This is a genomic window from Tenacibaculum holothuriorum (assembly GCF_002120225.1).
Lineage (GTDB): Bacteria > Bacteroidota > Bacteroidia > Flavobacteriales > Flavobacteriaceae > Polaribacter > Polaribacter holothuriorum.
Window position 1 is genome coordinate 21,623 of the sequence record NZ_LAPZ01000009.1, and the last position, 25,128, is coordinate 46,750.

15 protein-coding genes and 1 tRNA gene are annotated in these 25,128 nt (G+C 34.7%); 15 read left to right on the plus strand and 1 reads right to left on the minus strand.

The window, feature by feature from the left end; all coding sequences use genetic code 11:
• Nucleotides 1-23: 23 nt before the first annotated feature.
• The gene (locus tag WH52_RS10615) at nt 24-1,412 is read right to left on the minus strand and encodes a dipeptidase (protein WP_086030933.1); all 1,389 of its coding nucleotides are present in this window, start codon (nt 1,410-1,412) and stop codon (nt 24-26) included.
• A 691-nt stretch (nt 1,413-2,103) separates the two neighbouring features.
• Between WH52_RS10615 and WH52_RS10620 the strand changes: the two genes are divergently transcribed.
• From WH52_RS10620 to WH52_RS10695, 15 genes are all read left to right on the plus strand, one after another.
• Nucleotides 2,104-2,185: transfer RNA gene (locus WH52_RS10620), tRNA-Leu, on the plus strand.
• Nucleotides 2,186-2,567: 382 nt separating this feature from the next.
• Nucleotides 2,568-4,352, plus strand: coding sequence for a ParB/RepB/Spo0J family partition protein (locus WH52_RS10625; RefSeq protein WP_086030934.1), 1,785 nt, complete (start codon nt 2,568-2,570; stop codon nt 4,350-4,352).
• 209 nt (nt 4,353-4,561) lie between these two features.
• Nucleotides 4,562-6,028, plus strand: coding sequence for a DUF3375 domain-containing protein (locus WH52_RS10630; protein WP_086030935.1), 1,467 nt, complete (start codon nt 4,562-4,564; stop codon nt 6,026-6,028).
• Complete coding sequence (locus WH52_RS10635; RefSeq protein WP_086030936.1) at nt 6,025-6,609, plus strand: DUF4194 domain-containing protein; 585 nt, start codon at nt 6,025-6,027, stop codon at nt 6,607-6,609. The genes WH52_RS10630 and WH52_RS10635 overlap by 4 nt, the downstream gene beginning before the upstream one ends.
• Before the next feature lie 37 nt (nt 6,610-6,646).
• Nucleotides 6,647-9,994: an ATP-binding protein gene (locus WH52_RS10640; protein ID WP_158091374.1), complete on the plus strand. Its 3,348-nt coding sequence runs from the start codon at nt 6,647-6,649 to the stop codon at nt 9,992-9,994.
• Nucleotides 9,991-11,139 (plus strand): Wadjet anti-phage system protein JetD domain-containing protein, encoded by a 1,149-nt coding sequence (locus WH52_RS10645; protein WP_086030938.1) that lies wholly within the window; start codon nt 9,991-9,993, stop codon nt 11,137-11,139. Before WH52_RS10640 ends, WH52_RS10645 begins: the two co-directional genes overlap by 4 nt.
• 9 nt (nt 11,140-11,148) lie before the next feature.
• A complete protein-coding gene (locus WH52_RS10650) occupies nt 11,149-13,278 on the plus strand; it encodes an AAA family ATPase (RefSeq protein WP_086030939.1) in 2,130 nt (709 codons plus the stop codon).
• A gap of 2 nt (nt 13,279-13,280) precedes the next feature.
• Nucleotides 13,281-15,074 carry a UvrD-helicase domain-containing protein gene (locus WH52_RS10655; protein WP_086030940.1) on the plus strand — a complete coding sequence of 598 codons (1,794 nt, stop codon included), beginning with the start codon at nt 13,281-13,283 and terminating at the stop codon, nt 15,072-15,074.
• Between the two features lie 196 nt (nt 15,075-15,270).
• Nucleotides 15,271-16,107: a DUF932 domain-containing protein gene (locus WH52_RS10660; RefSeq protein WP_086030987.1), complete on the plus strand. Its 837-nt coding sequence runs from the start codon at nt 15,271-15,273 to the stop codon at nt 16,105-16,107.
• A gap of 133 nt (nt 16,108-16,240) precedes the next feature.
• On the plus strand, nt 16,241-17,008 hold the full coding sequence (locus WH52_RS10665) for a DUF6577 family protein (RefSeq protein ID WP_086030941.1): 768 nt from the start codon (nt 16,241-16,243) through the stop codon (nt 17,006-17,008).
• Entirely contained in the window at nt 17,001-18,104 is a 1,104-nt protein-coding gene (locus WH52_RS10670) for a nucleotidyl transferase AbiEii/AbiGii toxin family protein (RefSeq protein ID WP_086030942.1), read from the plus strand. The genes WH52_RS10665 and WH52_RS10670 overlap by 8 nt, the downstream gene beginning before the upstream one ends.
• A gap of 103 nt (nt 18,105-18,207) precedes the next feature.
• A complete protein-coding gene (locus tag WH52_RS15035; RefSeq protein ID WP_233131552.1) occupies nt 18,208-19,401 on the plus strand; it encodes a nuclease-related domain-containing protein in 1,194 nt (397 codons plus the stop codon).
• 230 nt (nt 19,402-19,631) lie between these two features.
• A complete protein-coding gene (locus tag WH52_RS10685) occupies nt 19,632-20,045 on the plus strand; it encodes an HYC_CC_PP family protein (protein ID WP_086030943.1) in 414 nt (137 codons plus the stop codon).
• Between the two features lie 108 nt (nt 20,046-20,153).
• Nucleotides 20,154-23,894, plus strand: coding sequence for an efflux RND transporter permease subunit (locus tag WH52_RS10690; RefSeq protein WP_086030944.1), 3,741 nt, complete (start codon nt 20,154-20,156; stop codon nt 23,892-23,894).
• Nucleotides 23,891-25,126, plus strand: a complete 1,236-nt coding sequence (locus WH52_RS10695) for a TolC family protein (protein ID WP_086030945.1) — start codon at nt 23,891-23,893, stop codon at nt 25,124-25,126. The genes WH52_RS10690 and WH52_RS10695 overlap by 4 nt, the downstream gene beginning before the upstream one ends.
• Nucleotides 25,127-25,128: the final 2 nt, after the last annotated feature.

Here is a 25,128-nt window from a genome sequence, read left to right on the forward strand (position 1 = left end):
TTTTGCTAACAAACTACGAAAAATTATTTACTCAATTCAGTAAAGTATTGATAGAAATACGGAATGGTTTCAATTCCTTTTAAGTAATTCCACACTCCAAAATGTTCGTTTGGAGAGTGAATTGCATCAGAATTTAATCCGAATCCCATTAAAATAGTTTTACTCTTTAATTCTTGTTCGAATAAAGCAACGATAGGAATACTTCCTCCGCTACGTTGTGGAATTGGCGTTACGCCAAAGGTTTCCTGATAGGCTTTACTTGCTGCTTGATATCCAATGCTGTCAATTGGAGTTACATAGCCTTGACCTCCATGATGAGGTGTAACTTTTACTTTTACTGATTTTGGAGCGATGCTTTCAAAATGTTTTTTAAACAATTCAGTAACTTCTTCCCACTCTTGTCCAGGAACCAAACGCATAGAAATTTTAGCATATGCTTTTGATGCAATTACAGTTTTAGCACCTTCACCAATATAACCTCCCCAAATTCCGTTTACATCTAAAGTAGGACGAATAGAATTACGTTCGTTCGTTGTGTATCCTGCTTCACCATGAACATCATCAATATCTAAAGCGTTTTTATATTCTTCTAAAGAAAATGGCGCTTTCGCCATTTCATCACGTTCTTCACGAGATAACTCTTCTACTTTATCGTAAAATCCAGGAATGGTAATGTGATTGTTCTCGTCGTGTAAAGAAGCAATCATTTGTGTTAGAGTATTAATAGGATTTGCTACTGCACCACCATATAGCCCTGAATGTAAATCTCTATTTGGTCCAGTTACTTCAACTTCAACATAACTTAATCCGCGTAAACCTGTAGTAATTGATGGAATGTCGTTAGCGATCATTCCAGTATCAGAAATTAAGATGACGTCATTTGCTAACTTTTCTTTGTTTCTAGGAACAAACCACGCTAAACTTTCTGAGCCTACTTCTTCTTCACCTTCAATCATAAACTTAACGTTACATGGTAAGTTACCTGTGTTGGTCATGTACTCTAAAGCTTTTACATGCATGTACATTTGCCCTTTATCGTCACAAGCTCCGCGTGCAAAAATTGCGCCTTCTGGGTGAATATCTGTTTTTTTAATTACAGGTTCAAAAGGAGGTGAAGTCCATAATTCGATAGGGTCAGCGGGTTGCACATCGTAATGTCCGTACACTAAAACAGTTGGTAAATTAGGATCGATTATTTTTTCTCCATAAACAATTGGATATCCAGGAGTTTCGCAAATTTCTACGTTGTCACATCCAGCTTTTTCTAAACTTTCTTTGATAGCATCGGCAGTGTTTAATACATCTTGATTGTAAGCAGGATCTGCACTAATTGATGGAATTTTTAATAAATCGACTAACTCGTTAATGAATCGATCTTTGTTTTTTTCTATATATGATTGAACGGTTTCCATTGAATAAAATTAAATGTATTCAAAAATAGAAAAATAATATAGAACTTCTTTGCAGTTTGTGTTTATTGTGTATATTTGCAGGCACAATTCAAGAAACACGCGGGTGTGGTGGAATTGGTAGACACGCTAGACTTAGGATTTAACCTAATAAAAGTTCTTAAAATATTGAAAAAGCGGGCGTGGTGGAATTGGTAGACACGCCAGACTTAGGATTTAACCTAATAAAAGTTCTTAAAATATTGAAAAAGCGGGCGTGGTGGAATTGGTAGACACGCCAGACTTAGGATCTAACCTAATAAAAGTTCTTAAAATATTGAAAAAGCGGGCGTGGTGGAATTGGTAGACACGCCAGACTTAGGATTTAACCTAATAAAAGTTCTTAAAATATTGAAAAAGCGGGCGTGGTGGAATTGGTAGACACGCCAGACTTAGGATCTAACCTAATAAAAGTTCTTAAAATATTGAAAAAGCGGGCGTGGTGGAATTGGTAGACACGCCAGACTTAGGATTTAACCTAATAAAAGTTCTTAAAATATTGAAAAAGCGGGCGTGGTGGAATTGGTAGACACGCCAGACTTAGGATCTAACCTAATAAAAGTTCTTAAAATATTGAAAAAGCGGGCGTGGTGGAATTGGTAGACACGCCAGACTTAGGATTTAACCTAATAAAAGTTCTTAAAATATTGAAAAAGCGGGCGTGGTGGAATTGGTAGACACGCCAGACTTAGGATCTGGTGCCGCGAGGTGTGGGAGTTCGAGTCTCCCCGCCCGCACTTTTTCAACTGCTAAATTGCAGTCATAAAACCTCTCAGAAATGAGAGGTTTTTTTGTTTGGGTACAACATAGGTACAACATTTCCACTTTTTTGAAGAAGAATTATAGAATGATGCTATATGCTTTCATTTGAATTCAAACTCTATTTCTTCTATCAAGGATTAATAAATTTTGAGTTTTCTCAACTTTTCTTCTTCGTTTGAGAGTTTATTATCATACAATATACCCGCAATATAAACTCGTAAAATACTTCCATCAAAAGACTACGGCATAAAGCCAGCACTTCTTCCCTCGCTTATTTATTCCGTTTCCTTTTGAGCTAAGATTTTATCTTCCGTTTGGTTTCTGCTCAAATATTGTTTAATCAAAAATTTGAGTATTATGACAACAAAAGCAAGTACCAAGAAGAGAAGAAGTAGAGCGAAGATTACTGCAACTTCTGAACTAAACGGAAATTCAGCAAAGCTGGAAATTCAGAACCTGCCCATCGGAAAAATTAAGGCTGACCCAGAACAGCCCCGAAAAACCTTTGACGAAAAACATTTGGAACAACTTTCCGAAAGTATCAAACAACACGGTGTACTACAACCGATAACAGTACGGAAATCTGGAAAGGATTTTATCATCGTTATGGGCGAAAGAAGATTTCGTGCAAGCAAAATGGCTAATAAAGCAACTATTCCCTGCATTGTTAGAGATTATAAAAACAATGATGTTCTGGAAGTTCAAATCATTGAAAATCTGCAAAGACAAGATGTTGAACCTACCGAGGAAGCTGAATCAATAGCCTACCTAAGCGAGAAATATTCACCGTCCGAAATTGCAAAGCGACTGGGTAGAACGGATAACTTTATCAGACAGCGCCTAAAATTAGCAGGTCTAATAGATGGCTTTAAACACTTTGTTCGCAAAGGTGAAATGACGATTTCGCTGGGTGTTGCTGTTGCACTCTTTGCACCAGAGGAACAACAGATGATGTTGGAAACGATGGGTGAAGATTTCAATGCCCATCAAATCAACAAGATGATTAAAGACCAGACCTACGACTTAGAAAAGGCATCTTTCGATGTAAGTGACAAGAAATTGGTGCCGAAAGCTGGGTCTTGTGTGGAATGTCCGTTCAATGCGGCCAATCAAGGCAACCTGTTCGGTGAGGGTAAAATGGTCTGCACAAAATCAGCTTGTTTCGAGACAAAGAAATGCAAGTCGTTCTTTAACCTGATTGAAAAATCCAAGAAAGAAAATGTACTACTGATTCCTGAAATACGACAGTATTGGGCGGATGACGAAAGCAATCAGCTCATTATTTCACAGTTGGAAAATAATGGCTTAATGGTCTATCTGCTTGATGATGTCGAAATCATTGAAAATCCAGTTAAGCCAACAATCGAGGCTATCAAGAAAGAGTGTCAACATTATGATTATTCTGAGGATGAACTGAATGCCGAACTTAAGGAAGCGATAGAGCGTTATAATGAAAAATTGGGAGAATATAATTTAGCTGAAGAAAAAGGATTTGTGAATGGTATTGTGTTCCACCCTGAGACTTACCAAAACAAGGAAGTGTTTGTCAAGGTGATTGAAAAATCAAAAGATGAAGCAACTGAATATTCAGCACCATTGGCCAATAGGAAAATGGCGGATTGTACGCCCGAAGAACAAATCGTGAAAATCAACGAAAGGGAAATCCGTAAGAAGCACATCGAGAATAACAAACAGTTTGAAGAAGTTGTGCAAATGATTAGAGAGACTAAATATGTTGAGACGAAGAGGACACTTTCCACAGATGAAATGGTGGTATTTTCGATATCACTTTTTGAGAACAATGTGGATTATATGAGCCAACAGAAATACTTTTCAAAATTGTTAGGCAATACTTCGAAGATGACCAGAGTTGAAATTGTAGAGAATTTTAAGAAGAATTTCAAAAAGGAAATCTTTCATAAGTTGATACGCTATATGCTTACCAAGCAAGTGCATTTTGGCGAGAGCAATCAAGTGAATAACCTGACCAACATTTCATTCTATAATGCAATGCGAGGCTACTACAAATCCAAGATTTCAGACATTGAAAAAGCATATACTGAAAAACGAGACAAGCGCGAAAAGCGATTGAAAGAGCGAATAGCAGTTCTTGAAAAGAAAATTCAGGAACTAAACGATTAGCTTTTGTTGTTTGAAGAGGAGTTGGCGCTCTTGCGCGCTCTTCTTCTTTTTTATTCTAACGAACTGATATATTTTGAAGTGACAGGAAATATTCTATCTATTCAAACATTTCTTTCGGTAAATTTCAACTATATTTAAAGTCAATTTTAACTAAAAACTATTCGGCACAATTAATTTCATTCTGATAATTTGAAAGTGCTTACTATAATTTGAGAACTTTTGAACTAGAAGAAATAAAATTAATCCTTGAACACGCACCAAGTGTCAAGATTTTGAAATCCCGTAACCGGGAACTCATATTACTTTTTCTTATATCCACTTTTCCCGATACAAGCAAAAGCCATCCCTACGATTTTCTACATTCTAAACTTACAGACCACCTAGAAAGCATTCAGCTAGAGGAAGATGACGAAAGTGATTTACAATTTGCTGATAGCTATGAAATGAAGGCAAATAAGCTACTGAAAAGGTGGACTCGAATGGGTTTTCTAACAAGTTTTAGAAATGAAAACGGGTCAGATTACTACCAACTTACCAGCCATACTACCAAAACCCTTATATGGTTAGAGAGTCTAAAGAAAAAAGAATTTGTTGGCACCGAATCCAAATTCAAAGAAGTATTCAATCAATTAAAAGAACTTGTAGAATGGACTAACGATGATGTTGAAAAACGTATTGAAATCCTAGAGGATAGAAAGCGTGAGATTGAAAAAGAGATTGATGATTTAAAGATACGTGGCACGGTAGATACGTACCAAGAATATGAAATAATACCAAGATTTCAAAACATCAACGATACAGCGAAAGAACTTCTATCTGACTTTAAAGAGGTAGAGCTGAATTTCAAGGAAATTTCAAAAGAGATTTATTTAAAACATACTAATACCGAACTATCAAAAAAGGATGTACTCTCGTTCACTTTTGATGCTATTGATAAGTTGAAGAAAAGTCATCAAGGAAAAAGTTTTTATGCGTTTTGGCAATTTCTTATTGATAGAGGTTTGAAGACGGAATGGAATAAACTTATAGAAGAACTATTAGTCAATTTACAAGAAAAGGGTATTGAGATAGATGACGATTTTCTACTTGGCATAAAAAACAATCTTTTTGAAACTGGTCTACAAGTATACAGGTCTAATGATAAGATGGCCGAAAAAGTGAGTAATATTATTCGGGAAAGTGATTCTATAAACAAAGAAAGTTTGAAGAAACTACTTGCAGAAATAAAAAACCTTTTAATCCAGTCAAGTAAATTACCTAAGGTTCCGGATATATCAATTTTATTGGAAGGAGAACCTGAAATAGAACTAAATTTTGATAAACGGTTGACGCTTGAAAAGAAAAAGAGCAGAAACTATGACCAGCGCCCTAAAATTAATACCAAGAACATAGAACAATCGAATCAGTTTAAAAAAATAGCTAGTAAACGCCCAGTCAATAAAAAAATACTGAACGATAATATTGTTCGTGTTATTAAAGAAAAAGGTCAAGCATCCTTAGCTGAAATTATACAGGAACAAGGTGGAATAAATCAAGGTCTTCCAGAAGTCTTCGGGTATTTTAGTGTGCTGAAGAATTTTAAACATACGTTTAATGACAAGAAAGAGACTCAAATCATATTTGATGAAGCTGAAAATAAAACTATAAAAATCCCGGAAATAATAATTACAAAATGAGCGGATTAAAATCAAATTTAGAAGAATACTCTTTGGCCGTTGTTCGGTTGCTCAAAGGAACGGTCAACAGTAGTGACATTGTTTGGGACGATGTATTACTTTATAGAACAGCAATTCAAAAGTACGTTAACGTAATTGGATTGGAACTTATAATTAAAGAAGATGATGGCTATGCATTTTTAAAACAGTTTAATATAGATGATGATGACAACACCATCGGTCTTGTCTCTAGAAAACAAGTTGGGTTTGAGACCTCTGTGTTACTTGTTGTTTTAAGACAGATATTGGAAGATTTTGAAAATAATCCTACAGATTTTAGTGGCTCTGAAAAGTTTATCGATAGAGACGAATTAATTGACCAAATTGAGCTTTTTCTACCAGATAAATATGATAAAATAGGTTACCTCAAAGATTTAGAAAACTATATTAAAAGAATCGAAAAACTAGGCTACATCAAAAAAGTAGATGAAGATGACCGTAATGTTCGATACAAAATCCACAAAATCATTAAGGAAAAAGTAAACATTGATGCTTTAGAAGAATTTAAAATCAAATTGAATGAATATGTTGAGTCTATTTAGTACGAGGTCGGATACATCTGGATTTAGGCTCAATTATTTGGAAGTATATAATTGGGGAACTTTTGATGGAGAAATAATAAAAATTGCACCGAAGGGAAACAATTCATTGCTCACAGGAGCTAATGGGTCAGGCAAGACAACTTTTATTGATGCGCTGTTAACATTGTTAGTACCTCAAAAAAAGGATAGGTTTTATAATCAATCTTCTGGTGCGGAAAAAAAAGGTGACCGTACTGAAGAAAGTTATGTCTTAGGAAACTACGGAACAATACTGAAAGAAGGTGCTAGTAGTGCAACTGCTCAGCGGTTGAGAACCAAAGATACTTACTCTATTTTGTTGGCCTCATTTTCAAATACAGACCAGCGAACAATCACACTTTTTCAACTAAGATGGTTTTCAGGGAACGATATGAAACGTAGTTTTGGTATCGCTCACGTCCCACTATCAATTGAAACACATTTTCCAAAGTTTGATGATAAAAACATATGGAAGCATAGACTGGAACAAGAATTCAATTCAAATAGCTCAAAAAATAAAATTGAGTTCTTTGACAACTACCCTTCAAAGTATGCAAAACGTCTAGTAAGCATTCTTGGTATGAAATCGTTAAAAGCGCTAAAACTGTTTAATCAAACAGTTGGTATTAAGGTGCTTGAAGATTTAGATGGCTTTATCAGAATCAATATGCTTGATGATAAAGAACCAGAAGCTAGATATGTTGAATTACATAATAGCTTTATAACCTTACGTAGTGCAAAAAATAAGATTGATAAAACGAAAGAACAGCTTAAGCAACTAGAGCCCATAAGTAATCTTGCAACCAAACTAGCTGATAAGAATATTCGTAAAGACCAGTTAGAAAATTCAAGAGACTTGGCTGTACTTTGGTTTTCTCAAAAGGGGAATGAACTTTTTCTTGATGAGAAAAAAAGACTAGGGACTCTTAAGAGTAAAGTAGAAGCCGAATTAGCTATTCTGGAAGATGAGGAAAACACACTCAGGGAAGACCTGAGTATTTTAGTACAGCAAATTCAAAATGATGAAATAAGTGCCCAAATAGATAAGCTAACAAAGGACATTAAAATCATTGATGCAAAGAGGTCACAGAGGCAAACCAAACTCGATGCATATAATATATTGTCCCGAGTATTAACCTTAGATGAGAATCCAACTGAAACTTCTTTTCAGGAAAATCAAAACAATGCGAGTAAAAAAGCTGTAGAAACCGATAAGCGAAGGACTAAGTATATAGAGGAAAAAGCATCACTTGAAACAGAGATTACCAATATAGGTAAAGATTCAGAAACTATTGTTGAGACTATAAAAACGTTGAGAGAAAATGGTAATAACATTTCTGGTCGGGTAGCATCTATTCGCGATGAAATATTAGCAAAGACAGGAGCAACTAAAAAAGAAATACCGTTTGTCGGGGAGTTAATCAAAGTTACCGATGAAGAGGCAAAGTGGCATCCTTCTATTGAGAAAGTACTCCACTCATTTGCTCTAAGGCTGATAGTTCCAGAAAAGTACTATAAAACTGTAAATAATTATGTTAATGATACAGACTTAAAAGGTAAAATAACATACATACGGTATAAAGACTCCTTCTCGCTGAGTGCCTTGAATACTTATATGCCAGATGAAAATGAACTTATAAGTAAACTTAATTTTAAAATTGATTCACCATATGCGGATTTCGTTGAATATAATATTCAGTCTCGATTCAATTATTTCTGCGCAGAAGATATGAATACCTTCGCAAAAGAGGAAAAAGCCATAACCATTAATGGGCTAATAAAAAGAGGAAAAGGAAATCACGAGAAAGATGACAGGCCGCGCATAAATTCTAGAAATAATTATGTGCTTGGATGGGATAACAAGACTAAAATAGAATCCCTGCGTACCGAATATAACCAACTTCAAGAAAAGAGCAACAAAGCTGCTGAGAAACGAAAGTCTTTGGATTCATCAATTAAAGAATTGGGGATATTAAATAAAAATTACAATAAACTTCTAGATTCTTACCCAGTTTTTGACGATATAGATTGGAAAAAGTATGCATTGGAAATTCAAGATATAAAAGATACCATTAAACAACTAGAAGATGGTAACGACAAAGCTAAAGCACTCAGAGAAAGAAAGGAAAAGCTAGATGAAGATATCAAAAAGAAAGTAGCTGAGAAGAAGCCGAAGAATGAAATAATATTTAATACTAACAGAGAACTTAAAGAAATTGACAGGGAACTTGATGAATTTGGTTCTCAAATTAAACTATTATCTGAAACGGATGTTGACCTATCAAATTTCGATACTTCAGGCCTTGCTTTAAGTGAATTACAATTTGGTAATTTTAAAACAATCAGGTCAACATTTCAAGAGGAAAATTTAAAAGCCATAGGTGATGTTAATACGTCAATCTCTAAAACCAGAGAAAAACTAAGTCCTAAAATAGCTGCGTTCAAAAGTCCTGATAGAAAGATTTTAGACCAATATCCAGATTGGGGTTCCGATGTAAATGAGCTGTCTAGCAATCTTGACCACTTGTATCAATATCAAAACCTTTATCAAAAGTTGAAAGATGAAGATTTGCCTAGTTTCCAAACCAAGTTTGATACTTATTTAGAAGATACCATTATTGATAAAGTTGGTGCCTTCAATTTCTTTTTTGAAAAATGGATTGAGGAAATTAAGAAAACAATAAAAACTCTCAATGCTTCTCTTTACGCTATTGATTTTGAAGTCGCGCCTGCAAAAACATACATTCAATTGTCTGAAAGAATGGCTTTATCAGAACAAGCAGATGATTTTAGAAAATTACTGCACGAAGCGTTACCAGACGTGTCACAGATTACGACTACTGAAGCAAAACGTAACCACTTTGAAAATTATATTGAACCGCTAATTGAGCGGTTGGAAGATGAAAAATGGCGTAAGCAAGCTCTGGATGTGCGTTTTTGGTTTAAGTATAGAGCTGAAGAATTTGCACGAGAAGATGACCATAAACTTGCAACCTATGAAAGTATGAGTCATAGGTCTGGAGGTCAAAAAGCTCAACTCACTTATACCATATTAGGTGCTGCGATTGCATATCAATTTGGACTTACATCAACGGAAGGTCTAGAAGCAAATTCCTTTAGGTTTGTAGCTATTGATGAGGCCTTCAAAGCACAGGACCAAGATAAGTCAGAGTATCTATTAAAGTTATGCGAGCAGTTACATCTTCAAGTGTTAGTGGTAACACCTAGTGATAATATTGAAATTGTAGAGCCGTATATATCGTTCGTACACTTTACAGAAATCGAAAAAGGTAAAAAGAGCTCACTCTATGATATGCCAATAGAACAGTTTCAACAAGAAAGTGAAAAATATCTGAGCGTAGAATGATATCATCTGCAGAAATAAAGAAGAAGGCTAAGAAGAGTTACGCCACGTTTTTATCATCACTGATAAATCAAGAGAGTATATTCCCTTTAGAAATTAGGGGTAATAAATCCCCTGGAAAAACACTTGAAACGTATAGAAAAGAAATGGATGATTTGTTGTCTTCCTCAAAAGCCAATAAAACATATGCTTACACTATAGATTGTGTTAAAACTAAAACGCGATTCATTGGTTCTCAGAGTTTGCCAAAACGTATCTACTTTTCAAGCGAGCAGGATTATGTAGGTTATTTGAACAAAACAAATGAGGTAAAAAAATTCAAAGAATTACTGCAAATAACTTTAATAAATTTCCCCAAGCTTAAAGAGTGGTTAAGTAATAATCCATTAAGAGTGATTGCTAAACTGGAAGAATGGGACGATATTTTAAAAGTGATTAGCTACTTCGGTACAAATTCCAATCCCAATCTTTACATAAGAGAGTTACCGATAAAAGTGCATACAAAATTCATTGAAAGGAATAAATCTATACTAAGGGAGTTGCTTGATATTGTTGTAGTAGATAGTTTAAATAATGATGAGAAAAAGCACTTTGAGTCAAGATTTAATCTAAAATATAATGAACCCTTAGTGCGCTTCAGACTCTTGGATAAACTTATCGCTCAAAATTTCTTTTCTGGTTTAGAAGACGTTACTATTAAGATTAGTGATTTTTCCAAATTGGACTTATCTATTAAAAAGGTATTGATAGTAGAAAATCTTATGAACCTTTTGACATTGCCCAGTATGCCTAATACGATGGCGATTTTTGGCCAAGGATTCAAGGTATTATCACTAAAGAATATTAAATGGTTAAAAGAGTGTCAAATATATTATTGGGGAGATTTAGATGCACAGGGATTTGAGATTCTTTCTGGTTTCCGAAGTCACTATAAACAGACAAAAAGCTTGATGATGGACAAGGTGACATTTGATAAATATTATGAAGACGACTTAGAGACTAAATCTAAAGTCGCTTTACTTTCAAATCTCAATGAAGTCGAGAACCAAATGCACCAAATGCTTTTCACCAACAAATGGCGCTTAGAGCAAGAGAAAATCCCAATGGATTATACCCTGCTACAACTTAAAACACTAACCGAACAATAATAAAAACCAATGTACATATCCAACGTATCCATAGTCAACTATAAAAGTTTCAGAAATACTAAATTCTCTTTTAAGGAGGGTATTAATACAATTATAGGTGAAAATGGGTCTGGAAAGACCAATTTATTTCGTGCCATCCGTTTGCTTCTAGACGATAACCTTCTGAGGATGTCTTATAAGTTAAATGAGAATGATTTTAATAGACACCTAGGGCCATTTCAAGGGCATTGGATAATTATAAGTATTGAATTTAGTGACTTATCGCCAGACGAGGAAATACAATCTTTATTTATTCACGGAACTGGCGATGCAGCACAAGAAAAGCTTACACAAGCAACATATACTCTTTTGTTTAGACCAAAGCCCGATGTGCGTCTTAGATTATCTGATTTAGCAGAAGGCGATACTGAGGGAATGAATGCAATCCTGAACGAATTATCTATTGATGATTATGAAACAAAGTTTACTGGGAAAAGTACCGTAGATTTTAATGATGAAGATGTTTACAAAGACATTGTAGGTGACTTTGAAAATGTAAAATTTCGCTTTCCTGATGATGCATCTAAAATAGGAGTACTTATACCACATCAGCTTTCTATTTCTAGGGAAATATCGTTTACATTTATCCAGGCACTTAGAGATGTTGTCTCTGATTTTCATAATAATCGAACAAATCCTTTGTTAACATTATTAAAAGCCAAAAGTGAAGATATAGATGAAGCGGATTACGCAAACATCTCGGACCAGGTTTTGGCATTGAATGAGTCTATAGAACAATTGCCAGATGTACTAGATATCACCAAAAACATTTCGCAAACCATAAAGGAGACAGTTGGCGAAACCTACTCACCTTCGTCGCTCAGTATTAAATCAAGTTTGTCAGATGAAGCTAACAAACTTTTACAATCCCTAAAGCTGTTTATTGGAGAACCAGGAGAAGACCACGAAGGAGGAATTCACGAATTAAGTCTTGGTGGTGCAAACCTCATTTATCTAACGTTAAAACTATTGGAGTTTAAATACCAAAAGGCTAACGAGACCTTCGCTAATTTCTTATTGATTGAAGAGCCAGAAGCCCATATTCATACACATATTCAAAAAACGTTATTCGATAAACTTGATTATGGCGATACCCAGATTATATATTCAACACATTCTACACAGATTTCAGAAGTAAGCAACCTTTCAAACATCAATGTACTAAGCAAGAAAAGTAATTATGCGGTGGCTTATCAACCCGCTACTGGTTTGGATGAACCAAGAATTGTTAAACTAGAAAGATACCTCGATGCCATAAGAACAAATCTACTTTTCGCAAAAGGTGTTATTCTCGTAGAAGGAGATGCTGAAGAAATCTTGATTCCATCACTTATAAAAAAAGTATTAGGTTTTAGTCTTGATGAAATTGGTGTAAGTATAATAAATATTAGAAGTACAGGCTTTGAAAATATTGCCGATATTTTTCACGATGATAGAATTCAGAGAAACTGCGCCATACTTACCGATTTAGACACGTCAATTACTGCTGTGGCTATCCAAGAAGGAGATTCAGAAGCGATTAAAAAATATAAAACCAAATGCTACAATTCCGAAAGAAAAGGTCGTGAAAGACAAGAGAGTATAACCGCTTATATCGATGGAAACCGATGGCTTGAGGCTTTTTACGCTCACCATACATTTGAAGTGGATTTCTTGATGGCGAATGATTCAGAAGTCATGACAAATATCGTTGAACAAGTTTATACAGACCCACCCACGATTGCGTTGGCTAAAGAAGAATTGGAATCTGATGATGTTGCCATTGCTGGAAAAAGGATTTTGACTATGGCCAAACAAGAAGGAAAAGGATGGTTCGCTATATTGCTTGGAAACAATATAGATTCCAATACCGCTATTCCTAATTATATCTTGCAGGCCGTTCAGTTTGCTACACCAAAGATGAATAGAGAAATAGTTGCCGGTATTCTTAATCATAGAATGAAAGTTTTGCTTGCTGATGGGCAAGACTTAGCGTTTGATGCCTTTAAAAATAACCTTAATCGTTATCGCAAATCAGAAATCGAATTACCTCAAATCATTGATGAGTTTGAAACGATTGTTTTGGCCGATAGAGGTTTGGATTTTTTAAGACTGCTTTAAATATGTTTGTTTGGACCGATAAAGAATTAAATGAAGAACAAAGTGCAGTTGTAAAAGATGATGCCAACATACTTCTAGTTGCTTGCCCTGGTAGCGGAAAGACAAGAACTTTAACTTACAAAGTTGCTAATGAGTTGTCAAAATTAGATTCCCATAAAAAGTTTGTGATTGCCATTACTTACACAAACCGAGCAGCGAATGAAATTAAAGAACGAATAGAATTACTAGGTGTTTCTACAAGTCAACTTTGGATAGGGACTATTCATTCTTTTTGTAATGAGTGGATTCTAAAACCTTATTCAGCTCTTTTAGATGTGCTTAAGTTTGGTTATCGAATAATGGACGCTAATGAATCTGAAAACTTGTTAAGTGATTTGTGTACTGGTTATGACTATCCTAGAATTACTCATTGGGATTGTGGCCATTATGCAAGTATTAATGGGATAGTCCAAGGTATTCAATATGGAAGTAAATACAATAACGTAAGCGCAGTATTACAAGACTATTTTGCATATTTAGACGAGAATAATTTCATAAGTTATGAGCTTATGTTGTTGTATTCTCATCAATTACTTAATGAACACCCAGTAATTGCCAACACGCTTTCAAAGTTGTTTGAAATCATCTTAGTAGATGAGTATCAAGATACTAAAGAAATTCAATATCATATCATTTCAAAAATATGGCATTCTGGCCAAGGTTCGACACGAGCATTAATAGTAGGTGACCCAAACCAAACCATATATGGCGGTTTAGGTGGTTATCCTATTGAAAAAACTGAATTAGAAAGGCTCTCTGGCTTAGAGTTTAAAAAGCTAGAACTTGAGCAAAATTATCGCAGCTCTTCATCAATAGTAGATTATTTTGATAAGTACAAGACCTTTGAAAATGTGGTTTTGGCATCGGGAAAAGAAAAGGATTATGGCAGCATCGTATCCTTTAATAATCAAGTTCACGTAGATGATTTAGTAAAAGAGATGAGTAGACTGCTAAGGCATAATGTAGAAGTACTTGGCATTGACCCAAATGAAATTTGCATCCTTGGACCACAATGGATTCATTTGGCACCAATATCGCGTAGTCTTATGATAGAAATGCCAGAGTATAACTTTAATGGTCCAGGTATGGCACCATTTTCAAGAGATTTAGAAAACTTTTGGTATAAACTTTCACGAATTGTACTTACCGAAGCGTCACCTAGAATGTATTTGAGGCGTTTGAGATGGGCAAATGAAATTTTAAAAGACCTTGAAGATTCAGGCTATAATGTTGATGACATTAACCACAAATCAATCTTGAGAACCTGTAATAGTATCACAATAGATGAAACAAATGGATTAAAATATTTACAATCTTTTTTTGAAACATTTCTCGATGAACTTAATATTGACTTATCTACGAATATATCTTTGACAGAAAGCTTTGCATCATTTTTTGATAGTTCAAAAAAACGTATCGACCGAATTAAAAAAGAAGGCAATAATTTTATTGAGCATATTGATAGTTTTAAAAAAGTATTTCAACAAAAAGATGGAACTACCATTTCTACCATTCACGGTGTTAAAGGTGCAGAGTTCGATACAGTAATTGCTTTTGGCTTACTTGAAGGTTATGTACCTCACTCGAGAGATGCTAATGGAGATGAAACAGCTAATAGGTTACTTTATGTAATTGGTTCTAGAGCTAGAAAAAACCTTCATTTGATTTCAGAAACAGGAAGAAAGAATTGGAAAAACGAACCATACTTTCCTACCAATGTGCTTTCTCAGATTATTCATCAATATGACGAATTATAAAAAGCATTTTTTAAAATAAAAAAATAGTCAATCAATAGTAACGCAAAGATAAACTCGTAAAATACACCCATCAAAAGACTACGGCATAAAGCCACCACTCTTTCCTTTGCTTATTTATTCCGTTTCCTTTTGAGCCGAGATTTTAGCTTCCGTTTGGATTACCACTCAAATATTGTTTAATCTAAATTCAAAAGCTATGTATTTACAAAATTTACAGCAGGATGAAATCTTTGTTCCGTCAGAAATGAAATCCTTAAAAAGTCTGACACAGATGGAATCACGACGAGGACTTGAAAACGTTATCATCTCAAATGGTAAAATCGTCAATGTGGTCTCGAACAGTTATGGCCACATTCCAAATCAACTCTTCTTTAAGAAAGCCGAGGGAATGTTGACCGATGCACAACTGAACTTTCACAAGCGCACCATCAACAAGAATGATAGGTCATTCATAACCGACTTTATTATAGACGATAAAAGCCAATTTACTGTCAAGAATAATGCGGACTTGATTTTGCCGATGCTTCGGTTCAAGAACTCTTATGATGGTAGTGAAAAGACATCTGGCCACTTTGGCTTTTACAGAAAAGTTTGTTCAAACGGACTACACGTTTCACAAGCTGAAATCGAGTTTTCTATCAAACACAGAAAGAATAACACGCACCTCATTATGCCAAGGTTGAGCAATCTGTTCGATAAGTTTCTGGATAATGAGTTTTATACCATTACTAAGAAGTTTGATAAGATGAAAGACTTTAAAATCATCCACATTCAGGAATTTGTGAAAGCCATTTTAGACAAGACTCAACTGTTTAGGTACGAGTGTAGTGATAATAATAGTGACCCATCGAAAAAGTCTCGTGAGGTTATTGAGATTTTAAATTATGAAGCCTTGTTACTCAATGAAGAACCCAATCTGTGGTTAGGTTATAATTCCTTCAATGCAGTATTGCACAATACCTTGAAGAAGAGTTTTGGCCAACAAGAAAGATTAGATAAGAAGCTATTTGATGAAATTTATGAAATGGCTTAAAACCAAAAGGTTCATCCAGTACCTTAAACTGGAATTTTTCAACATTTACCACTATTGTCATTTAGTGGTAAATGTTTGATTTCAAATATTCGCCATTTTTTAGTAAATTTGGCAAAAGTTTGAATTAGTAATAATGCCTAAAATCATTGAAAACAAATTAATAGCTCATTTTAAAGGAAGAGATTTTTTTGAGAAGGATGAGCTTTATGAATTCTATCGAGAGTTTGAACCCAACCTAAAGGAAACCACCTTTAGATGGCGTGTCTATGACCTTAAAAAAAAGGATATTATTAAAACTATCGGTCGTGGATTATATGTTATTTCATATAAGCCAAAGTACAAACCTATACTTTCAGAACATCTTTTCAAAATAGCCCGTAAAACTAATGAGCGATTTGCAGATATTAAATATGCTATTTGGGAAACTCAATGGCTGAATGAGTTTACTCAGCACCAGACATCCAACCAAATGATTATTGTAGAAGTAGAAAAAGAATTTGCAGACTCACTTTATTATTATCTCAATGACAGTATGCGAATGGATTTTTTCTTGAATCCCGATGACAAAGAAATTGAATTCTACATTTCAGAAAGTAATGTGCCTGTTGTTATAAAAAGATTGGTATCTAGAGCGCCTCTTCAAAAAATAAAAAATAAGAAAAGTATTGTGCCTATTGCAACACTTGAAAAAATAATGGTGGATTTATTTGCTGATGAAAACCTGTTTCATTTTTACCAAGGTTCAGAAATGGTAAACATCTATGAGAAAATCATAGATAGATACAGTATAAATTTTACAAAACTGTTTAGTTATGCAAAACGACGCAGAAAAGAACAGGAAATCAAACAATTTATCGGGAATTATATTCCAAATTTTCTAGAGGACATACAATATGATTGACAACAAAAGTTTTACAAAGGAATGGTTAGATAGCTTCCGTGTAAAAAAAGAACATAAATCCATAAATGTGACCATTCTCGAAAAAATGGTGCACGCCTTGTCACTACTGGAGCATTTAAAATTAGCTGGACTCGATTTTGTATTTAAAGGAGGGACATCACTTGTACTCTTGCTTAAAGAAGGGAATCGGTTTTCAATTGATATTGATATAATTTCGAATATTGAACGTGGAAAATTAGAAGAAATTTTGGATATAGTCGTAGCAAATTCACATTTCAAAAAGCACATATTGAACGAGCGTAGAAGCTATAAGGAAGGTGTTCCAAAGGCACATTACACTTTTGAATTTGATTCGGTTTACAATCCAAACGTTCCTGGAACTATTCTATTGGACATCTTGTTTGACAGTCCACATTATCCAGAACTTATTGAGTCCTCTGTCGACATACATTGGTTGTCGGTTGATAAACCCATAACAGCTATTACTACACCCTCAGTGAATTCCATTTGCGGTGACAAACTTACTGCTTTTGCACCAGAAACAATTGGCATTCCATATTATAAAGGCGACCAGTTATTTGCTATGGAAATCTGTAAACAGTTATTCGATTTAGCGAAATTGTTTGAGAACATTACCGATATGGAAATGGTAAAAAAAAGTTTTTCTGCTTTCGCGAAAGCGGAAATATCTTACAGAAGCTCGGATAAAGATTTTAGCAGTAGAAAGCTTACAGAAACCGATGTGTTGTGGGATTCTATAAATACCTGTGCCATTATTGCCAGAAGAGAGCGCAACCCAACTGCCGAAACAAAAAAGAGATTTGTCGATTTAAATCTAGGCATACGCAGTTTTGGTAGTGCCTTTTTAATGACTGGACATTTTAGAATAGAAGAAGCGTTGGCGGCTTCAGCCAGAGTGGCTTATTTGAATATAATTTTGTTGCAACCAAAAGCCATTGAAATTGAATATTACAACGGACAAGATATAAGTGGACTTTCCATTGAAAATGCAGACTGGACATTTTTAAATAAACTGAAGCGGCAGCCCGATAAGTCTATTTTTTACTATTGGTACAAGGCAGTGGAGTTGTTATGAGAATAAAAAATAGGAGATTAATTAGGTTATAATCTAAGTCATAATATAGCCCGTGTATATGTGTAACTAAACTAAAACTTGGACAAAAGGATAATTGAGATTTATGACACCATCAGAAGAATATGTAGCCAGTTTATGTGAAAAGTCTTTTTTGCCATTTTGGAGTTTTCCAAATCCTTTAGGTAAGAAAGACAAAGAGCTATGTGATGTGCTTGTTGTTTGCGGTAACACAATTATCTTGATTTCTGTTAAAGACATTCAAGTTTCAAACCACAAGGATAAAAATGTCCAATATACAAGATGGGTTAAAAAAGCTGTTGACGACTCAATTCAACAGCTTTATGGAGCAGAAAGGTTTTTAAAAAATGTTAACGAAATAAAATTAAAAAATGGTGTTACAAAGGTTACTCTGCCAGATATAAAAGTACGGACCATTTATAGAATCGCAATTGCATTTGGAAGTGATTACGATTTTCCCTTACCAATGGGAATAAATAACAGGGGTTTTGTGCACGTATTTGACGAAAAATCAACAGCAACAATTATTAGCGAGCTCGACACAATAACTGACTTTACAAGATATTTAAAAGCGAAAGAGAATTTTCTTATTTCAAATCATATGTTACTTCCAGAAGAAACCGATTTTTTTGCGCTCTATATTCAAACGGGTCTTGAATTTGACTATCCAGTTGATTCGATAGCTGGTTCCGGAGGACTTTGGGAAAGTTACATTAAGTCAGAAGATTATAGGGATTGGAGGAAACGTATTGTACCTAGTTTTATTTGGGATTATATGATAGCGCATTTACACACTTATCATATTAAAGACGGCACTAATAATCAGCGAATTCAAGATTTAGAAAGCGCCATTCGAATAATAAATCAAGAAGACCGAATACATAGAACAGAATTGGGCCTGGCTCTTGATAATGCTATTAAAAGGAAATCAAAGGGTAGAATGCTACTTCCTAAGAAAGATGCTAAACATATGTATGTGTTTATGCCATTAACTATGAAAAATTGGGATGGCAAGGAGAAAGAGTTAGAATTGAGATGTATTGTTGCACGATACTTAAATCCTTCTGTAAATACCGTTATTGGAATAGGAATTGGTACTAATGGAAAAGGTGACAGTGTTTATGATATTTGCTATCATTACATCCCTGAGACCTCTGATGATTTTATTAAACAAGCTAGAGAAATTCAACAAGAACTTGGATATTTTGAAAACCCAAAGTACTCTAGTAATTCTGATTATTCAATAGAGGATTTTAAAGGATTTGGAATTAAGTATTAAAAGTTCCTTTTAACTAATAGTATTTAATTTTTCATAACCGATTCAGCACATTGCCCTACATTCCGCGTCTGCCTGCCTAAAAAAAGCAGGCAACCACTTCATTTCAGGAAAAGACTTTCACTACAAAAGTCTTGGACACAGTCTCCAATTTCAGCTTTCCAAAACGATAACACTTCTCGAAAAAGGGAAGCTTACATAATATTTCGAATTTTCGTACCTTTGTATTTGCAATGAAACAAATATTCCATAAAATAATGTCTTTGGTAATGGCTTTCGTAGTATTATTTTCTACGTTGTCATTTACTGTAAATATGCATTATTGTGGAGGTAATTTAGTAGAAACGGCTATTTTCCAAAAAGCTAAAGGTTGCGGTATGGAAATGGACAAGCCATCAACAGAAGGTTGCGCTATTACAAAGAAAAATTGTTGTGATGATGAACAATTAGTAGTTGAAGGTCAAGACAAACTACAACTACAATTAGACAAAATTACGTTTGAGCAACAAGTATTCATAGCTTCATTTGTTCATACCTATATTAATCTCTTCGAAGGTTTAGATAATAATGTATCTTCTTATGAAGAATACAAACCACCACTCGTCGTCAGGCAAATCTTCAAGATTGACGAGACGTATTTAATTTGATTTTTAAACTATAGACTGTGTTATCCTATGGCTTTATGCTATGTGGATAATTTGTTGTATTCGGTGTTTTCTCAACACCAATGTCTAACTGTTTAATAATCAAACTATATGCTTAATAAAGCAATCAAATTTCTTATAGAGAATAAACTCGTAGCAGTACTACTACTCGTCCTTTTCGTAGGATGGGGAACAGTAAACGCACCTTTTAATTGGGATACAGGTTTTTTGCCAAGTAATCCTGTCGCTGTAGATGCTATTCCAGATATAGGTGAAAACCAACAAATTGTATTTACCAAATGGGGTGGTCGTTCACCACAAGATATAGAAGACCAAATTACCTATCCGTTAACCACGTCCTTGTTAGGTATTCCTGGAGTAAAAACCATTCGTAGTTCGTCTATGTTTGGCTTTTCAAGTATCTATATCATTTTTGAAGAAGACATAGAATTTTACTGGAGTAGAAGTCGTATTCTCGAAAAATTAAACTCATTACCAAGTGGTTTATTACCTGAAGGTGTTAATCCTGCTTTGGGTCCAGATGCAACAGGATTAGGACAAATATTTTGGTACACACTTGAAGGACGTGATGAAAACGGAAACGTTACTGGCGGTTGGGATTTACAAGAGCTACGAAGTATTCAAGATTACTACGTTAAATATGCGCTATCCTCTGCAAGTGGAGTTTCTGAAGTAGCCTCTATTGGTGGTTATGTTCAAGAATACCAAGTAGATGTTAATCCTGAATTGATGCGTCAATATAATATAGGTTTGCATCATATTGTAAAAGCCGTTAAGGAAAGTAATAAAGACATCGGTGCACAAACTATTGAAATCAATAATGCAGAATATTTAGTACGCGGTTTAGGGTATGTAAAATCCATTTCAGACATAGAAAATGCAGTAGTTACTTCCGAAGATTATACAGCAATTCGAATTAAAGACATTGGAAAAGTATCATTAGGTCCTGCAACCAGACGTGGCTTATTAGATAAAGAAGGTGCAGAAGTTGTAGGTGCTGTTGTAGTGGCGCGTTATGGCGCAAACCCAATGGAAGTAATCAATAATGTAAAAGAGAAAATTAACGAATTAAGTGCAGGATTACCCTCAAAAGTATTATCTGATGGAAGAACATCACAAGTCACAATTGTTCCTTTTTATGATAGAACCTTGTTAATTCAAGAAACATTAGGCACACTAAACGAAGCATTGACTTTAGAAATTCTTATTACCATTTTGGTTATTATCATTATGGTGTTTAATCTTCGAGCTTCAGTATTAATTTCTGGATTATTGCCTGTTGCAGTTTTAATGGTGTTTATAGCTATGAAGTTCTTTGGTGTAGATGCAAACATTGTCGCTTTATCAGGTATTGCAATTGCTATTGGTACAATGGTAGATGTAGGTGTCATACTTTCAGAAAACATTATTAGGCACTTGGATGAAGATGACGGAGCAAAACCCATTAATACGGTAGTTTATAACGCCACAGCCGAAGTATCTGGTGCAATCGTTACCGCAGTAATGACAACAATAATCAGTTTCATTCCTGTATTTACTATGATTGGTGCAGAAGGAAAATTATTTAGACCATTAGCCTTTACAAAAACCTTTGCATTAACAGCCTCGATAATTGTAGCCTTATTTTTAATTCCACCTTTTGCTGCCTTTTTATTCAGAAAGAAAAGCATTAAAAACACTTTTAAATATGTTCTAAATGGTGTTTTAATAGCTTTAGGAATCGTAGCAATAGTCTTTGGGTATTGGTTAGGATTGATTTTGATAGCTTTTGGAATTACAGCACTTCTCAATCTTAAAAATAAGATAACAGACAAACAAACTAATCTTATCAATATCATTATTTCTGCATCTGCGATAATATTCTTGTTAGCCAAATATTGGCGACCATTAGGCGTTGATAAAAGCATCTTTTGGAATCTCATTTTTGTAAGTGTTATATGCTTTGGTTTATTAGGCGTTTTCTCATTATTTATCAAATACTACACACGTATTTTAAGGTGGTGCTTAGATAATAAATTATTGTTTCTATCTGTACCAACAGCTATTGTAATTGCAGGGTTTTTCATTATGAAGAACACAGGCAAAGAGTTTATGCCATCCTTAAATGAAGGCTCATTTCTACTAATGCCAACCTCTATGCCTCATTCTGGTGTAGAAGAAAATAAACGAGTTTTACAGCAATTAGATATGGCAGTAGCCAGTATTCCAGAAATTGAAACAGTTGTAGGTAAAGCAGGTAGAACAGAATCAGCGTTAGACCCAGCACCACTTTCAATGTATGAGAACATCATTCAGTATAAATCAGAATATATGCTGAATGCAGATGGAGAAAGACAACGCTACAAAGTCAATGAGGATGGTTTATTTGAATTAAAAGATGGTCGATTAATTCATAACGAAAATATAGCTGTCAGTTCGAGCGCAGTAGAGAACAAAGCGATTAATAAATCAACTTTGTTAAATATCCAAAGCTCTCAACTAATCGAAGATGACGATGGTGAATACTATCGTAATTGGCGACCAGAAATCGAATCACCAGACGATATTTGGAATGAAATAGTCAAAGTGACCAAATTGCCAGGTGTTACGTCAGCACCAAAGCTACAACCTATTGAAACCCGATTGGTAATGCTTCAAACAGGAATGCGAGCACCTATGGGAATTAAGGTGAAAGGACAAGACTTAAAGCAAATTGAAGCGTTTGGCGTCCAATTAGAGAACATCATCAAGGATGCAGAAGGTGTTAAAAAAGAAGCTGTTTTTGCTGACCGCATTGTTGGTAAACCCTATTTGTTAATTGATATTGATAGAGAGAAAATCGCACGATATGGCATTTCAATACAAGATGTTCAAGATGTATTAAAAGTGGCAGTTGGTGGTATGGTTTTAACACAAACGGTTGAAGGTCGTGAGCGCTATGGTGTTCGTGTGCGATACCCAAGAGAATTACGAGCAAATCCAACAGACTTACAACAAATTTATGTGCCTGTCGAGAAAGGAAGTCCTGTTCCATTAGGCGAGTTGGCGACCATTCGTTACGAACAAGGGCCACAAGTCATTAAGAGTGAAGATACCTTTTTAGTAGGTTATGTACTGTTCGATAAACAAGCTGGTTTTGCAGAAGTAAGCGTTGTTGAAAATGCACAAGCATTGATTCAAGAAAAGATAGATTCTGGTGAGCTAATTGTGCCAAAAGGAATCAACTATGCATTCACAGGAACGTATGAAAATCAGTTACGAGCAGAAAAAACGCTATCTGTTGTTGTACCACTAGCATTGGCTATCATTTTCTTAATCCTTTATTTCCAATTCCGCTCTGTGGGAACTTCATTAATGGTGTTTACAGGTATAGCAGTAGCTTTTGCAGGTGGCTTTATAATGATATGGCTCTATGGTCAAGATTGGTTTTTAAATTTCAACTTCTTTGGGGAAAATATGCGAGACTTATTCCAAATGCATCCAATTAATTTAAGTGTAGCAGTTTGGGTTGGGTTTATCGCGCTCTTTGGTATTGCAACAGATGATGGTGTCGTAATGGCAACTTACTTAACACAAACCTTTGATAGAAACACACCAGAAAATAAAAAAGAAATTAGAGCATCGATAGTTGAGGCAGGAGAAAAACGAATCAGACCCTGTTTAATGACAACGGCTACAACAATTTTGGCATTGTTACCAGTATTGACATCTACAGGAAGAGGAAGTGATATTATGATTCCAATGGCAATCCCAAGTTTTGGTGGAATGCTGATTGCCTTAATAACCTTATTTGTAGTTCCCGTATTATACAGCTGGAAATCTGAAGTTCAACTTAAAAGAACTGTAAAATGAAATACATTAAATCAAACATAAAAATAGTCTTTGCACTTTGCTCTTTATGCTTCGTGCTTACTGCACAAAGTCAGGAGTTAGAAACACTTATTGATGTAGCCTTAAATAACAATCCTGAAATTCAAAAGTTTGAGTTGCAATACAAAAGAGCTTCCGAAAAAGTAAACGAAGTCAATACCATTCCAAACACTGAATTTGGTGTAGGTTACTTTGTGAGCGAACCGGAAACACGAACAGGAGCGCAACGTTTTAAGGTGTCTGCAAAACAAATGTTGCCTTGGTTTGGTACAATTACTTCGAGAGAAAATTATGTGAGTTCATTAGCGGATGTAAAATATGAAGACATTGTTATTACAAAGCGGAGGTTGATGGCTTCGGTATCACAATCCTATTATAATTTATATGCCAACAAAGAGAAGCGAAAGGTGATTACGGAAAACATTAAATTATTGGAAACCTATGAGACATTGGCTCTAACCTCTGTTCAAGTTGGTAAAGCATCCGCTGTAGACGTATTGCGATTACAAATGCGTCAGAATGAAATGCAACAAATAAAAGATGTTTTAAGTCAGCAGTTTTTAGCAGAACAAACGAATCTTAATAATCTTTTAAATAGAGAAAATGATATTTCAGTTACTATAGTTGATGAATTGAATATGCCTACCGTAGACTTTGAAGTTGATGTTGAAAATTTAGCATTGCATCCCGAATTGTTGAAGTATGATAAACTATTTCAGTCCATAGAGCAATCAGAATTACTTAACCAAAAAGAAAGTAGTCCTATGATTGGTTTTGGCTTGGACTATATCAATGTTTCTGAAAGGCCAGATATGAATTTCTCGGATAACGGAAAGGATATCGTTATGCCAATGGTTTCGGTGTCAATTCCAATTTTCAATAAAAAATACAAATCTCAAACCAAGCAAAATGAACTGGAACAGCAAGAAATAACTGCTAAAAAACAGGAACGATTAAATACTCTAGAAACACTTTTAAGCAAGGCTATAAATGAGCGTATTTCTACAAGGATAAGTTATGCTACCCAAACTAAAAACCTAAAACAAGCGAAAGATGCAGAGGACATATTAATCAAAAGTTACGAAACAGGAACCATCGATTTTAATGATGTTTTGGATATTCAAGAACTACAATTAAAGTTTCAAATAAGCCAAATAGAATCAGTTAAGAGCTATTATGTTCAAAGCACAATCATTAATTATTTAACCAATTGAAC